Origin of the sequence: Aureimonas phyllosphaerae, from assembly GCF_900113065.1 — a bacterium.
GTDB lineage: Bacteria > Pseudomonadota > Alphaproteobacteria > Rhizobiales > Rhizobiaceae > Aureimonas > Aureimonas phyllosphaerae.
In genome coordinates, this window is the sequence record NZ_FOOA01000001.1 from 45,877 (window position 1) to 59,719 (window position 13,843).

Below are 13,843 nucleotides of genomic sequence, written 5' to 3' on the forward strand. Positions count from 1 at the left end.
GCACCTTACCGTCCTGCGAAACGAATCCGGTCGCCAGGACATCATGCCCCGATATAACTCCGTCATCGACGCCATCGGCAACACGCCGCTGATCCGCCTCGCCAAGGCTTCGGAGCTGACGGGCTGCGAGATCTACGGCAAGGCCGAGTTCATGAACCCGGGCCAGTCGGTGAAGGACCGCGCGGCGCTCTTCATCATCCGCGACGCGGAGGCCAAGGGCCTGCTGCAGCCAGGCGGAACGATCGTCGAGGGCACCGCAGGCAACACCGGCATCGGGCTGGCGATGGTGGCCGATGCGCTCGGCTACAAGACAGTGATCGTGATTCCGGAAACCCAGAGCCAGGAAAAGAAGGACGCGCTGCGTCTCTGGTGCGCCGAGCTGATCGAGGTTCCGGCGGTCCCCTACAAGAACCCGAACAACTACGTGAAGCTGTCCGGGCGACTTGCCGAACAGCTGGCATCGAGCGTTCCCGGCGGCGCGATTTGGGCCAACCAGTTCGACAACACGGCCAACCGCGACGGGCACGTCGTCACCACCGCCGAAGAGATCTGGCACCAGACCGACGGCCAAGTCGACGGCTTCATCTGCGCAGTCGGTACGGGCGGAACGCTAGCCGGTACGGCGATGGGCCTGAAGCGCCGATCCGGCCACATCAAGATCGGTATCGCGGACCCGATGGGCGCGGCGCTGCACAGCTTCTACACGTCCGGCACCTTCGCTTCCGAGGGAAGCTCCATCACCGAGGGCATCGGCCAGGGCCGCATCACCGCGAACCTCGAGGGCTTCACGCCGGACTTCGCCTACCAGATTCCCGACGAGGAAGCCCTGCCAATCGTCTTCGACCTGATCGGCGACGAAGGTCTCTGCCTCGGGGGATCGTCCGGCGTGAACATCGCCGGCGCCATTCGCATGGCGCGGGAGATGGGACCTGGCCATACGATCGTGACCATCCTCTGCGACTACGGCAATCGCTACCAGTCCAAGCTCTTCAACCCGGACTTCCTGCGCGAGAAGAGCCTCCCCGTGCCGGCATGGCTGGAGCGCAAGCCTACCATCTCCGTTCCCTACGAGGCGGTCTGATCATGGCGCGCACCGAGGCCGCCTACCTCGACGACGCCTACCTCTCGACGCTGGAAGCTACAGTCGTCGCGCACGAAGGCGATCGCGGCATCGTCGTCGACCGCTGCAACTTCTATCCGGCGGGCGGCGGCCAGCCCGGCGATACCGGTTCGATCGAGCTGGCCGACGGGCGACAGGTCCCGGTCGTCGACACGCGATACGGCGAGGATCGCTCGCAGATCGTCCTGCATCTCGGCGACAGCGACAGGCCGGCTGTCGGGGACAGGATGGTCCTGCATGTCGACTGGGCCCGGCGCTACAAGATGATGCGCATGCACACCGCGCTCCATCTCCTGACCGTCGTCTGCCCTTTCCCCGTCACGGGCGCCGCCGTCGGCGAGGACGAGGGCCGGCTCGACTTCGACATGCCGGAGGCCGACACCGACAAGGACGAGGTGACGAAGGCGCTCGCCAAGCTCGTGGACGAGAACCACAAGGTGTTCACGCGCTGGATCACCGACGAGGAGCTCGACGCCAATCCGGGGCTCGTGAAGTCGGCCAACGTCCGGCCGCCGCGCGGAACGGGGCGCGTCCGTGTCGTGGTCATCGGCGAGGACGGCTCGATCGACTCCCAGCCCTGCGGCGGCACCCATGTCGGCGAAACGCAGGAGATTGGCGAGATCTACGTCGCCAAAATCGAGAAGAAGGGGCGCACGAATCGCCGCTTCCGCCTGCGCTTCGGTCATCCGGCCGTCTGACCCCCTACGATCGCCGAGGTCCTGTCATGACCAGCAATCCGTTCCTGATCTCCACCGAACACCTCGCCCGCGAGATCGGCCACCCCGGCCTGTCGATCGTCGACGCCTCCTGGTACCTGCCGGCACAGAAGCGCTTCGCGCATCCGGAGTTTCTCGCCGAGCACGTTCCCGGCGCGGTCTTCTTCGATCAGGACGCGGTGGTCGCGCCGTCGTCCGACCTTCCTCACACCCTTCCCTCGGCGGAGAGTTTCGCGAAGGCTGCCGAGGCGCTCGGCATCCGTCACACCGATACGATCGTCGTCTATGACGGCCTCGGCCTCTTCAGTGCGCCGCGCGTCTGGTGGATGTTCCGCACATTCGGCGCAAAGGACGTGCGCATCCTCGACGGCGGCTTTCCCGCATGGATCGCGGAGAGCCGCCCGGTCGAGACCGGGGAGCCAGTGATCGAGCCGGCCACCTTCGAAGCGACGTTCGACGCATCGGCGGTGGCGACGTTCGACGAGATGCGCGCGGTCGTCGAGCATGGCTCCAGGCAGATCGCGGATGCCCGGCCCGCCGCCCGCTTCACGGCCGAAGCGCCGGAGCCGAGGCCCGGCGTGCGGGGCGGACACATGCCCGGCGCGCGTTCCCTGCCCGCCTCTGACCTGTCCGTTGACGGCCGCCTGAAGTCGCCGGAGGAACTCTCGCGCCTGTTTGCCGAGGCTGGCGTCGACGTCGATGCGCCGATCGTGACCTCGTGCGGATCGGGCGTAACGGCCGCGACGATCAATTTCGCGCTCGCCTCGCTCCACAAGAGCGACGTGAAGCTCTATGACGGCTCCTGGACCGAATGGGGCTCGCGCCCCGACACGCCTGTGGAAGGCGGACCAGCCAGCCCAAGGACTTGAACCGACCTACATGCGCATTCTGAGGACCACTGTCACTCAGCTCGTGATGCACCAGCCTCCCGAGCACCCGACGCCTGCGCCGCGCAACGGCCGGGCCTACGAGGTCCTGAAGGTTCGCCAGATCCCGCTGGCCTACTACCGCTTCCTCTATGCGGCGGTCGGTCGCGGGCATCATTGGACGTCGCGCAATCTCGGCGACGAGGCCTTGGCGCGCGAGATCCATGCACCGAACGTGCGTATGCGCATCCTCTACTGCGACGGCGCGCCGGCGGGCTGGTTCGAGCTCGACGCAGGCCGCGCGCCCCGCGAGACGCGCCTCGTGCATTTCGGCATCATGCCAGAGTTTCGCGGCCAGGGCCTCGCGCGTCACCTTCTCGGCCAGGCGATCGTCGCGGGCTTCGAGGAAATGCCGAGCGCACTGACCGTCGAGACCAACACGCTCGATCACCCCGCCGCCCTGCCGCTCTACCGGAAGCTCGGCTTCCGCCCTGTCTCCACGCGCGAAGTCACGACGGCCGCTCATGACGACGACTGACACGGCTCCCCCTTCATCGCAACCGGCCCCTGCGGCTCGCGGCCGCGGCCTTCTCGGACGCGTCGTGCTGGTGCTCGTCGGTCTCGTTCTCGTCGGCCTCGCGCTCGCCTTCGTCTTCGGACCGCGCGAACCCGTCCGACTGACGACGTCGTTCGATCCGGCCGTGATCGGCAGCGATTCCGCCCGCTACCTTGCGGGCGAAGAGGCCAACGTGCCGAACCTTCGCCCACAGGCGGAGAAGGAGATCGTCTGGGCCTACCCGGCCTCTCGCGCCAAGACACCGCTCGCGATCGTCTACATTCACGGCTTCTCGGCTTCGAAGGGCGAGACGCGCCCGCTGGCCGACGCTGTCGCCAAGGAACTTGGCGCCAATCTCTTCTACACGCGCCTTGCCGGACACGGACGCGATGCCGCCGCGATGGAGCAGGCCGAGGTCGGCGACTGGATCGACGACTTCGCCGAAGCGATGGCGATCGGCCGGGCGATCGGCGAGCGGGTGGTGGTGATCGGCACGTCCAACGGCGGAACGCTGGCGACGATCGGCGCCAGCCGGCCCGATCTTTCGCAAGGGCTTGCCGCGCTCGTCGAAATCTCGCCGAACTTCGCGCTTCGCGAATGGCGCTCCTTCATCCTGACGCTGCCGTTCGCTCGCGACCTCCTTCCCTATCTCGGCCCGGCGACCTACGGCTCGGGCAACGGAGCGAACGGCGTCTGGACCACGAACTATCCCTCGGCGGCTCTCTTGCCGATGGCTCGGCTCGTGGAGGTGGCGCGTCGGATCGATCCGGCGACGATCAAGACACCAGCGCTGTTCCTGTTCTCGCCGAACGACGCCACGGTTGACCCGCAGGGAACCCGCGAGGTCGCCGCGCGCTGGGGTGGGCCGCACGAGGTGATCGAGGTGACCGACAGCACCGATCCGACGCAGCACATGATCGCCGGCGACATTCGCTCGCCCGCCACCACCGCACCGCTCGCCCGGCAGATCAGCGACTGGATCCGCCGGACGCTCGGCAGCTGACAATCAGATCAGGAGATCCGACATGATCTGGTTGTCGGTGATGTCCTGATAGCGGATGCCGGCTTCGGCAAAGCGCTGCAGCAGCGTGTCGAAGTTGCCGGCATGCCGGGTCTCGATGCCGAGGAGGATCGAGCCGAAGTCGCGGGCCGACTTCTTGAGGTACTCGAAGCGCGCCACGTCGTCCTCGGGCCCGAGGAGGTCGAGAAAGTCGCGCAGGGCGCCGGGGCGCTGAGCGAGGCGCAGGATGAAGTACTTCTTCAGCCCCTCGAAGCGCAGCGCCCGCTCCTTCACGTCAGGCAGGCGCTCGAAGTCGAAGTTGCCGCCGGAGACGACGAGGACGACAGTCTTCCCGCGCACTTCGCTTCCGAGCGCGCGCAAGGCATCGATGGCAAGCGCGCCGGCCGGCTCCAGCACGATGCCCTCGACGTTCAGCATCTCGATCATCGTCTGACAGAGCCGCCCTTCCGGGCACAGCAGCACGTGCTCGGGCGTGAAGCGGCTGAGGATCTCGAACGGCAACGCGCCGATCTCGGCGACCGCCGCGCCGTCGACGAATCCGTCGACCTGCTCAAGCCGAACCCTCCGACGCTCGATCAGGCTAGTGCGAAGGCTCGGCGCGCCGAGCGGCTCGACGAGGCGGATGTCAGGGCTCGACAACCCCTCGAAGACGCGCGTCATGCCCGACGCGAGACCGCCGCCGCCGACCGGCAGGATCAGCATCTCGGGATGTTCATGGCCCAGTTGCTGCATCACCTCGAGCCCGACCGTCGCCTGTCCCTCGACGATATCCGGGTGGTCGAAGGGCGGCACCATGGCGGCCCCCGTCTCCTCGGCGTAGCGGCGGGCGGCGGCATAGCTTTCGTCGAAAATGTCGCCGACGAGTTCGATCTCGATCGCGTCACCGCCGAACATGCGCGTCTTGGCGATCTTCTGCTGAGGCGTGGTGACGGGCATGAAGACCCGGCCCTTCAGCCCGAAGTGCTTGCAGGCGAAGGCGAAGCCTTGCGCATGATTGCCGGCGGACGCGCAGGTGAAGCTCGCGGCGGTCTCGCCCGCCTCGATGCGCTTGCGCATGAAGTTGAAGGCGCCGCGAATCTTGTAGGAGCGAACGGGCGTCAGATCTTCCCGCTTGAGGAAGACGCGCGCGCCGTAGCGGTTCGACAAGTGCTCGTTGAGCTGGAGCGGCGTCTCGGGAAACAGGTCGCGCAGCGCGCCGAGGGCGGCCTCGACGCCGGTACGAAAATCGACGTTGGTCATGGATGATCCAGGATACTTCAGAAAAAGCGCGACACGGGACCGGTGCGCCGAAAGGGTTCGGGGCGATGTCCCCGGCGGTCGGATCGGGACGATGCGCCGGATCGGCGCCGGATCGTCTCCGCCGGACGTGCCCCCGTTGACCGTGCTTATCGGGCGGCGGTCAGCGAAAGGACGCCGGCGCCGATAATGAGGAGAAAGGCTCCGCCGATCGAAGCAACAAATGGCATCGCGCGCTCCCTTTTTCCTTGCGTTTCCTGTGCGCGTTCCATGGGCCAACATCGCCGACTTGTAAAGTCGGAAGCCCCTTCCGCTGACGCGTTGGCCGCATTAGAAGCGACCGGGGCCCATGGCAGGCGTGGCGAAATGGTATACGCGACGGACTTAAAATCCGTTGTCCGAGTGGCATGCGGGTTCGAGTCCCGCCGCCTGCACCCCGTAACACGATGGGTCATCACGATGTCGGCCGGATCAAATGTTCAGCTTGCATCGTGTCTTCGACGTAATCATCAGACTAAATAAACGTCGGCGGAACACGGGCTGTCGAACGATTGTCGGACAGATGATAAGCCGACTTACGCCTGCTGAAGTGTCGCAGCGACTGATCGAAGATTTGTTTGTCTTCCCCGCGGGGACGTGTTCTTCTCGGGCGGTTAACGGAGGAACGGCAGCAGCTCGAGAAGGGATCGATCTATGCCCGACATCAAGCGCATTCCATTGTCCGCCTCGATACCGTCCGATCCCTGGCTGGATTCGGAGGACGAAACCGCGTCCGACCTTCTTCAGCACCTCCAGAGCGACAATCTGGCGCTCTCTCGGCTGCGCGACGCTCTGGTCGCCGACGGCGAACAGGTCGGATCGGCGAACGCCTTTTCTTGACCTGCCGTCATTGGCCGACAGTCCGGCCCCTCTCGTGTGAGAGAAGCCGGAGACCTTGGCGTCAGGCCGTGAGCTTGGCGGCGATCTGAGCGATGTGACGGCCCTGGAAGCGGGCGCCGTCGAGCTCGATCGCGCTCGGCTGGCGCGAACCGTCGCCGTTGGCGATCGTGGTCGCGCCGTAGGGCGAGCCACCGACGATCTGGTCGGAGGCCATCTGGCCCTGGAAGGAATACGGCAGGCCGACGATCACCAGGCCATGGTGCAGCAGCGTCTTATGCACCGAAAGGATCGTCGCCTCGTTGCCGCCGTGCTGGGTGGCCGAGGACGAAAACACGCCACCGACCTTGCCGATCAGCTTGCCTTGCGCCCAAAGGCCGCCGGTGCGGTCCCAGAACGAGGCCATCTGCGAGGCCATGTTGCCGTAGCGCGTGGGAACGCCGACGATGATCGCATCATACTGGGCAAGCTCGTCCGGCTGGGCTTCGGGGAAGTCGTGGTTCGTTTTGAAATGCGCGGCGGCGACCACCTCGGCCGGCGCGGTTTCGGGCACACGCTTGATGTCCACCTCGGCGCCGCCGTCGCGTGCGCCCTCGGCCACGGCTTTCGCCATGGTCTCGATGTGGCCGTAGCTCGAATAATAGAGAACCAGTACCTTCGCCATCGCATCCTCGTCCATTGCCGGAAACTCCGTGCGGCGTCCGGGCCTCGCCGTGTGTCGCACTTAGAGCGTTCGCGTTACAAGAATACGAGGCCTCGGCGACGTGACGCACCGTTTACCGATCGGCCGCGTCGGGCGCCCCCTTTCCTTCCGCCGTGTTCCGCCCCAAACCATCGGCTTTGGCGGAGAGAGCGAATGACGGACGCGCAGAAGGTTCACACGGCGGCGATGCTGGCGATCGGGGACGAGCTCCTGTCCGGCCGCACCAAGGACCGCAACATCGCCCATCTCGCCAGCGTCCTGACGCTGGCCGGGCTCGACCTTCGCGAAGTGCGCATCGTTCCGGACGTCGAGGAGGAGATCGTGGCCGCGCTCGACGCGCTGCGCACGCGCTACGACTTCGTCTTCACTTCCGGCGGCATCGGACCGACGCATGACGACATCACGGCCGACGCGATCGGGCGCGCCTTCGGTCTGCCGGTCGAGCCTCATCCCGAGGCCATGCAACTGCTTGCCGCCTATTACGAAAGCCGGTCCCTGCCCTTCACCGATGCGCGCCGTCGGATGACCCGCACGCCGCGCGGCGCGTCGCTGATCGACAACCCAGTGTCGAAGGCGCCGGGCTTCCGCATCGGCAACGTCTTCGTCATGGCGGGCGTGCCCGGCATCTTCACCGCGATGCTCGACAACATCCTGCCGACCCTGCCGACAGGCCCGGTGATGTTGAGCACGGCGATCGCCTGCCCGTTCGGCGAAGGCGATATCGGCGGCCCGCTTTCCGAAATCCAGAAGCGCCACCCGGAGACGGCGATCGGCTCCTATCCGAAGTTCGACGGGCAGCGGTACTCGACCGAACTCGTAGTGCGCTCGCGCAGCGAAGCGGCACGTGATGCCGCAGCAGCGGAAATCCAAGCAATGATCGAAGGCCTTGCCGAGTCCTGACGGGACGCCGCCCGAGGTCCGCGGCGTCTTTCCTATGAGCCGTCGAGGACGAGGATGCGCGCATCGCCGTCCGTCCTGTACGGACTGCCCTCGCCGTTCCGCCCGTCCTGCTCCGGTCCGATCCCGGTGACGGTGCGGACTGCGGTGACCATACCCGTGGCGTCGAGGTCTGCGACGAGACCGTTACGAGCGGCATCGACGTCGGGCGCGATCATGTGGGTCACGGCGCCCGTGTAATGGCTGAAGCCGACCCCGGCATCGAATGTCACCGATCCGAGGAACGACACCCCGTCGCCGAAGGTTGGCTGCGCCCAGAACCTGACATGCTGGCGGCGGTCGGCACTTCGTCCGTCGGGCTTCTCGAAGGCGACGGTCTCGACATGGCCGTCGTAGAGGAGCGGACTGACGGGCGCCTGCGGATACGGCCTGTCGAACAGGACGCTCGCCGCAATGCGCAGGCTCGAGACGACCGTGACGGGATCGGCGAGATGCCAGCCGGCGGCCGCCATCGCGCGATCGAGGGCCGCACGATCGCCGACGATCCCGATATTGATCGGGTCGCCGGGTCGCCCCTGCAGCGTCACCGTCACCATCGGCCGCAGCAGGCCGGCACTGCGCTCGTCGTAGCGGGTCCAGATGCGGGGCAGAACAAGATAGGCCGCAAGGCCGTAGGTTGTGAGAGCCAGGACGACCGCGAGGAGGCCGTGGGCGAGGATCCGTCGCATTATGCTTCCCGTCCGGCCGTCTTGCGCCGGCCACGACGACAAGCTATCGCGCCCGTCAGCCTTGAGGAGATCCGCCGATGTCGACGCCCGAAAAGTCCTTCCCCGTCTCCTGGGAACAGTTCCACCGCGATGCGCGCGCGCTCGCTTGGCGTCTCGCGGGGCAGCGGTCGGAGTGGAAGGCGATCGTCTGCATCACCCGCGGCGGGCTCGTGCCGGCGGCGATCATCGCCCGCGAACTCGGCACCCGTCTGATCGAGACGGTCTGCATCGCCTCCTACCACGAGTACGACACGCAAGGGGAACTGCGCGTCCTCAAGGACATCGCCCCCGCCCTGCGCGAGGACGACGGCGACGGCATCCTGATCGTCGACGACCTGACCGATACCGGCAAGACGGCCGCCCTCGTGCGCGCCATGCTGCCGAAAGCCCACTTCGCCACGGTCTACGCCAAGCCGAAGGGCCGCCCGCTGGTTGACACATTCATCACGGAAGTCAGCCAGGACACGTGGATCTTCTTCCCTTGGGATCTCGGCTTGTCGTTCCAGGCACCGATCGCCAAGGGCTCGGCGGGCTGAGCCCGCCCCTGGGGCGCTACCCCGCCGGGGCAATTCGCAAGTCAGCCTTATCCCCAGCTTCCACACCCGTCCCACGCCCTTTTTCGGGGCGTCTGGCGTCGTCATCCACGCGTCATTAACGTCGTCTGCAGAACCGAACCGTCGGGGCGCTCCCACCAACCTGTGGATAAGCATTTCGCTCGGGAACCGATGGTTCCATCGAGGTTTGAATCGCGAGACACGGACGGTCGAAATTCGTTCGAATTTTAACCATCCTCCAAGATGTGGATATCCGACTCCTAGAATTGGTAGTCGATCGAAACATCGACACCATATATGGTAGGGTCTACCAATTGAGAATCATCTGCCACCGGTACGACCGGGTCGGGCATCGGCTGAGGAGTCGATGAAGGCCACGTCGCGTCCGTATGTGGCGAGAGGCATCGGAGCTGGACCATGGGCATGAAGATCGACCGCCGCTACACGCGGACAGACCAGGGCGCCTATGACTCGATCGAGTTCCGAAAGGCGACGAGCGAGATCCGCAATCCCGACGGCTCGGTCGTGTTCCGGCTCGCCGATATCGACGTGCCTGCCCAGTTCAGCCAGGTGGCGTCCGACATCCTTGCCCAGAAGTACTTCCGCAAGGCGGGCGTGCCCAAGGCCCTTCGCAAGGTCGAGGAGAACGACGTCCCCTCCTGGCTCTGGCGCTCGGTCGCCGACGAGGAGGCGCTGAACCAGCTGCCCGAGGGCGAGCGCTACGGGTCCGAGATGGACGCGCGTCAGGTGTTCGATCGCCTGTCCGGTACCTGGACCTACTGGGGCTGGAAGGGCGGCTACTTCCAGTCCGAGGAGGATGCGCGCGCCTTCCGCGACGAACTCGCCTACATGCTCGCGACCCAGAAGGTCGCTCCCAACTCGCCGCAGTGGTTCAACACCGGCCTCCATTGGGCCTATGGCATCGACGGCCCGGGCCAGGGCCACTTCTACGTCGACTACCGCACGGGCGAGCTGACGCGCTCGGCCTCGTCCTACGAGCACCCGCAGCCGCACGCCTGCTTCATCCAGTCCGTCGCCGACGACCTCGTCAACGAGGGCGGCATCATGGACCTGTGGGTGCGCGAGGCGCGCCTCTTCAAGTACGGCTCCGGCACCGGCTCGAACTTCTCGGCCCTGCGCGGCGAAGGCGAAAAGCTCGCCGGCGGCGGCAAGTCCTCGGGCCTGATGAGCTTCCTCAAGATCGGCGACCGCGCGGCGGGCGCCATCAAGTCGGGCGGCACGACGCGCCGCGCGGCCAAGATGGTCGTGGTCGACATCGACCATCCGGACATCGAAAACTACGTGATGTGGAAGGTGCGCGAGGAGGAGAAGGTCGCGGCGCTCGTGACGGGCTCGAAGACCGTCTCCAAGCACCTGAAGGCGATTCTGTCGGCCTGCGTCAACTGCGAGGGCGGCACGGGCGAGGAGTGCTTCGATCCGAACGTGAACCCTGCCCTCAAGCGCGCCGTGAAGGACGCCAAGAAGGCGCAGGTTCCCGAGAACTACGTCAAGCGCGTCATCCAGTTCGCGCGGCAGGGCTACACGGACATCGATTTCCCCGTCTACAACACGGACTGGGACTCCGAGGCCTATCTGACCGTCGCCGGGCAGAACTCCAACAACTCCGTTCGCGTCACCGACGACTTCCTCCAGGCGGTCGAGCAGGACGGCGAGCACAAGCTGATCGGCCGGACCACCGGCAAGGTCACCAAGACCCTCAAGGCTCGCGAGCTCTGGGACCAGATCGGCTATGCCGCCTGGGCCTCGGCCGATCCCGGCATCCAGTTCCACACCACGATCAACGACTGGCACACCTGCGCGGCGGCCGGCGCGATCAACGCGTCGAATCCCTGCTCGGAATACATGTTCCTGGACGACACGGCCTGTAACCTGGCGTCCATGAACCTCCTGCAGTTCCGCGAGGCGAACGGCCGGTTCGACATCGACGCCTACGAGCACGCGACGCGTCTCTGGACGATCGTGCTCGAGATCTCGGTGCTGATGGCGCAGTTCCCCTCGAAGGAGATCGCGCAGCGCTCCTACGACTACCGCACGCTCGGCCTCGGCTTCGCCAATATCGGCGGCCTCCTGATGACCGCCGGCATTCCCTATTCCTCGGCCGAGGGCCGTGCGATCTGCGGTGCGCTGTCGGCGATCATGACCGGCATCTCCTATGCGACCTCGGCCGAGATGGCGCGTGAGCTTGGTCCCTTCCCGGACTACGAGCGCAACGCCGCCGGCATGCTGCGCGTCATCCGCAACCATTCGCGTGCCGCTCAGGGGCTTGCCAACGGCTACGAGGGCCTCGCCGTCGATCCGGTGCCGCTCGACCATGCCTCCCTGAAGGACAAGCGCCTCTCCGCCCGCGCCAAGCAGGCCTGGGTGCTCGCGCAGGAACTCGGTGAGAAGCACGGCTATCGCAACGCGCAGGTCTCGGTCATCGCGCCTACCGGCACGATCGGCCTCGTGATGGATTGCGACACGACGGGCATCGAACCGGACTTCGCGCTGGTCAAGTTCAAGAAGCTCGCTGGTGGCGGCTACTTCAAGATCATCAACCGCGCGGTGCCCGAGGCGCTGCGCACGCTCGGCTACTCCGAGGCGCAGATCGCCGAGATCGAGGCCTACGCCGTCGGCCACGGCAACCTCAACCAGGCGCCGGCCATCAACCCAGGCTCGCTCCGCGCCAAGGGCTTTGGCGACGACCAGATCGCCGCCATCAACGATGGCCTGAAGAGCGCCTTCGACATCAAGTTCGCCTTCAACAAGTGGACGCTCGGCGAAGCCTTCTGCAAGGAGACGCTCGGCATCACCGACGAGCAGCTGAACGACTTCTCGTTCGAGCTCCTGCCCTTCCTCGGCTTCAGCCGAAAGGACATCGAGGCGGCGAACATTCACGTCTGCGGTGCGATGACGCTGGAAGGCGCGCCTTTCCTGAAGGCCGAGCATCTGCCGGTGTTCGACTGTGCCTCGCCGTGCGGCCGGATCGGCAAGCGCTCGCTCTCGGTGGAATCGCACATCCGCATGATGGCGGCTTCGCAGCCGTTCATCTCGGGTGCGATCTCCAAGACCATCAACATGCCGAACGATGCGACGGTCGAGGACTGTAACAGCGCCTACATGCTGTCGTGGAAGCTCGCCCTCAAGGCGAACGCCCTCTATCGCGACGGCTCCAAGCTTTCGCAGCCCCTCAACGCCTCGCTGATCTCCGACGAGGACGACGAGGACGATCTGGTCGAGGAGACCGCGGCGGCCATCGCCGCGGCTCCGGCCGCGGTGCAGGCGACCGAGATCGCCGAGCGTATCGTGGAGCGCGTCATCGAGCGCGTCACTCGCGAGCGCGAGAAGCTGCCGAACCGGCGCAAGGGCTACACGCAGAAGGCCATCGTCGGCGGGCACAAGGTGTACCTGCGCACCGGCGAGTTCGACGACGGCCGCCTCGGCGAGATCTTCATCGACATGCACAAGGAAGGCGCCGCCTTCCGCGCGATGATGAACAACTTCGCCATCGCGATCTCGCTCGGCCTGCAGTTCGGCGTGCCGCTCGACGAATACGTGGAGGCCTTCACCTTCACGCGCTTCGAGCCGGCCGGCATGGTCCAGGGCAACGAGGCGATCAAGAACGCGACGTCGATCCTCGACTACGTGTTCCGGGAGCTCGCGGTCTCCTATCTCGGCCGCCACGATCTCGCGCATGTCCAGCCGGAGGACTTCGGCGCCTCGACCATCGGGCGCGGCGTGGAAGGCGACAAGCCGGCCGCTCTGCCGATCTCGAGCGGCATGGTGCGGGGCCAGACGGCGAAGTTCCGCCTCGTCTCCTCCGACACGCAGGGCACGACGGCTCCCGCCGGCCAGTCGAAGCCGGCCGGCGTGACCGCGGTCGCCCGTCCGGTGACGACGGCGAGCGCCGCCCCGCGCGCCGCGGCGACGCTCGGCAGCGGTCAGGCTACCGCCTTCAAGCGCGACTACGAGGCGGCCCCGCTCGACGAGCCCGCTCCGACCGCCGACGCGTCACCGGCGCAGGGCCTCTTCGACAGCCCGCTCGCCTACGCCGCCTCCCCACGCGACGTCTCGCGCGTCGAGGCGCCCGCCAAGGCGACGAGCGCCGAACGCCGAGCCCAGGCCCTGATGAAGGGCTACACCGGCGATAGCTGCTCGGAGTGCTCGAACTTCACGATGGTCCGAAACGGCACCTGCCTGAAGTGCGACACCTGCGGTTCGACCAGCGGCTGCTCCTGATCCGGCGTCAGGATGGTTCTCGGCGCCCGAAGATCGTCTTCGGACGTCGTCGACCCCACCGCGAAACGCCTCGGCGTCAGTTGGAAGGCGGTCTAACCCTACGAATGCCGCCGACCGCCTCGCAAGGGCGGTCGGCGATTCTCGTGGGAACCTTGAGTGTTTGCGGAGGAGCGACTCGGTTCGCGAGAAGCGAGCGGACTTGCCGCACGAGCCCCGCATCGCGGTCTGACATCGGAGCTCAGCGCGGATGAGAGCTCTCGATGACAAGAGAATCTGACCCTCCGTTCCGGAG

The 13,843-nt window shown here is 66.3% G+C and carries 13 protein-coding genes and 1 tRNA gene; 10 read left to right on the forward strand and 4 right to left on the reverse strand.

From position 1 onward, the window contains the following. The first annotated feature begins 43 nt into the window (after positions 1-43). The 5 genes from BM175_RS00260 to BM175_RS00280 are packed head-to-tail and all read left to right on the forward strand — an operon-like array spanning position 44 to position 4,261. On the forward strand, positions 44-1,081 hold the full coding sequence (locus BM175_RS00260) for a cysteine synthase A (protein ID WP_090957992.1): 1,038 nt from the start codon (positions 44-46) through the stop codon (positions 1,079-1,081). Then, positions 1,081-1,818, forward strand: coding sequence for an alanyl-tRNA editing protein (locus BM175_RS00265; protein ID WP_425285252.1), 738 nt, complete (start codon positions 1,081-1,083; stop codon positions 1,816-1,818). The genes BM175_RS00260 and BM175_RS00265 overlap by 1 nt, the downstream gene beginning before the upstream one ends. 26 nt (positions 1,819-1,844) lie before the next feature. Next, the gene (gene sseA / locus BM175_RS00270; protein ID WP_090957996.1) at positions 1,845-2,705 is read left to right on the forward strand and encodes a 3-mercaptopyruvate sulfurtransferase; all 861 of its coding nucleotides are present in this window, start codon (positions 1,845-1,847) and stop codon (positions 2,703-2,705) included. A 10-nt stretch (positions 2,706-2,715) separates the two neighbouring features. After that, complete coding sequence (locus BM175_RS00275) at positions 2,716-3,240, forward strand: GNAT family N-acetyltransferase (protein WP_055887592.1); 525 nt, start codon at positions 2,716-2,718, stop codon at positions 3,238-3,240. Continuing rightward, positions 3,227-4,261, forward strand: coding sequence for an alpha/beta hydrolase (locus BM175_RS00280; RefSeq protein ID WP_139224542.1), 1,035 nt, complete (start codon positions 3,227-3,229; stop codon positions 4,259-4,261). Before BM175_RS00275 ends, BM175_RS00280 begins: the two co-directional genes overlap by 14 nt. 3 nt (positions 4,262-4,264) lie before the next feature. On the opposite strand, the gene ilvA is transcribed toward BM175_RS00280, so the two are convergent. Together ilvA and BM175_RS23190 are read right to left on the reverse strand one after the other, a co-directional pair. Further along, on the reverse strand, positions 4,265-5,518 hold the full coding sequence (gene ilvA, locus BM175_RS00285) for a threonine ammonia-lyase IlvA (protein WP_090957999.1): 1,254 nt from the start codon (positions 5,516-5,518) through the stop codon (positions 4,265-4,267). 146 nt (positions 5,519-5,664) lie between these two features. Next, complete coding sequence (locus BM175_RS23190) at positions 5,665-5,787, reverse strand: hypothetical protein (protein ID WP_280141062.1); 123 nt, start codon at positions 5,785-5,787, stop codon at positions 5,665-5,667. A gap of 80 nt (positions 5,788-5,867) precedes the next feature. Between BM175_RS23190 and BM175_RS00290 the strand changes: the two genes are divergently transcribed. Together BM175_RS00290 and BM175_RS00295 are read left to right on the forward strand one after the other, a co-directional pair. Then, positions 5,868-5,949 (forward strand) — tRNA-Leu (locus tag BM175_RS00290). 259 nt (positions 5,950-6,208) lie between these two features. Continuing rightward, positions 6,209-6,394: a hypothetical protein gene (locus tag BM175_RS00295; RefSeq protein ID WP_090958001.1), complete on the forward strand. Its 186-nt coding sequence runs from the start codon at positions 6,209-6,211 to the stop codon at positions 6,392-6,394. A 61-nt stretch (positions 6,395-6,455) separates the two neighbouring features. Here BM175_RS00295 and wrbA read toward each other — a convergent pair whose 3' ends face one another. Next, positions 6,456-7,055: an NAD(P)H:quinone oxidoreductase gene (gene wrbA, locus BM175_RS00300; RefSeq protein WP_090959017.1), complete on the reverse strand. Its 600-nt coding sequence runs from the start codon at positions 7,053-7,055 to the stop codon at positions 6,456-6,458. 192 nt (positions 7,056-7,247) lie between these two features. Between wrbA and BM175_RS00305 the strand changes: the two genes are divergently transcribed. Further along, positions 7,248-7,994 carry a competence/damage-inducible protein A gene (locus BM175_RS00305; protein ID WP_244545807.1) on the forward strand — a complete coding sequence of 249 codons (747 nt, stop codon included), beginning with the start codon at positions 7,248-7,250 and terminating at the stop codon, positions 7,992-7,994. Between the two features lie 32 nt (positions 7,995-8,026). Here the strand turns inward: BM175_RS00305 and BM175_RS00310 are convergent, their stop codons facing one another. Next, on the reverse strand, positions 8,027-8,719 hold the full coding sequence (locus BM175_RS00310; protein ID WP_090958003.1) for an LssY C-terminal domain-containing protein: 693 nt from the start codon (positions 8,717-8,719) through the stop codon (positions 8,027-8,029). 77 nt (positions 8,720-8,796) lie between these two features. Here BM175_RS00310 and gpt point away from each other — a divergent pair, with 77 nt between their 5' ends. Then, entirely contained in the window at positions 8,797-9,294 is a 498-nt protein-coding gene (gpt, locus tag BM175_RS00315; protein WP_055887603.1) for a xanthine phosphoribosyltransferase, read from the forward strand. Positions 9,295-9,735: 441 nt separating this feature from the next. Beyond that, on the forward strand, positions 9,736-13,551 hold the full coding sequence (locus BM175_RS00320; protein WP_090959021.1) for a vitamin B12-dependent ribonucleotide reductase: 3,816 nt from the start codon (positions 9,736-9,738) through the stop codon (positions 13,549-13,551). The last annotated feature ends 292 nt before the right edge of the window (positions 13,552-13,843 follow it).

Excerpts from the sequence above, each read along its gene's own strand:
- BM175_RS00310 (WP_090958003.1), bottom strand. The coding sequence starts at position 8,719 with ATGCGACGGATCCTCGCCCACGGCCTCCTCGCGGTCGTCCTGGCTCTC.
- wrbA (WP_090959017.1), bottom strand. The coding sequence starts at position 7,055 with ATGGCGAAGGTACTGGTTCTCTATTATTCGAGCTACGGCCACATCGAG.
- gpt (WP_055887603.1), top strand. The coding sequence starts at position 8,797 with ATGTCGACGCCCGAAAAGTCCTTCCCCGTCTCCTGGGAACAGTTCCAC.
- BM175_RS00320 (WP_090959021.1), top strand. The coding sequence starts at position 9,736 with ATGAAGATCGACCGCCGCTACACGCGGACAGACCAGGGCGCCTATGAC.
- BM175_RS00295 (WP_090958001.1), top strand. The coding sequence starts at position 6,209 with ATGCCCGACATCAAGCGCATTCCATTGTCCGCCTCGATACCGTCCGAT.
- BM175_RS00305 (WP_244545807.1), top strand. The coding sequence starts at position 7,248 with ATGACGGACGCGCAGAAGGTTCACACGGCGGCGATGCTGGCGATCGGG.
- ilvA (WP_090957999.1), bottom strand. The coding sequence starts at position 5,518 with ATGACCAACGTCGATTTTCGTACCGGCGTCGAGGCCGCCCTCGGCGCG.
- BM175_RS23190 (WP_280141062.1), bottom strand. The coding sequence starts at position 5,787 with ATGGAACGCGCACAGGAAACGCAAGGAAAAAGGGAGCGCGCGATGCCA.
- sseA (WP_090957996.1), top strand. The coding sequence starts at position 1,845 with ATGACCAGCAATCCGTTCCTGATCTCCACCGAACACCTCGCCCGCGAG.
- BM175_RS00280 (WP_139224542.1), top strand. The coding sequence starts at position 3,227 with ATGACGACGACTGACACGGCTCCCCCTTCATCGCAACCGGCCCCTGCG.
- BM175_RS00275 (WP_055887592.1), top strand. The coding sequence starts at position 2,716 with ATGCGCATTCTGAGGACCACTGTCACTCAGCTCGTGATGCACCAGCCT.
- BM175_RS00260 (WP_090957992.1), top strand. The coding sequence starts at position 44 with ATGCCCCGATATAACTCCGTCATCGACGCCATCGGCAACACGCCGCTG.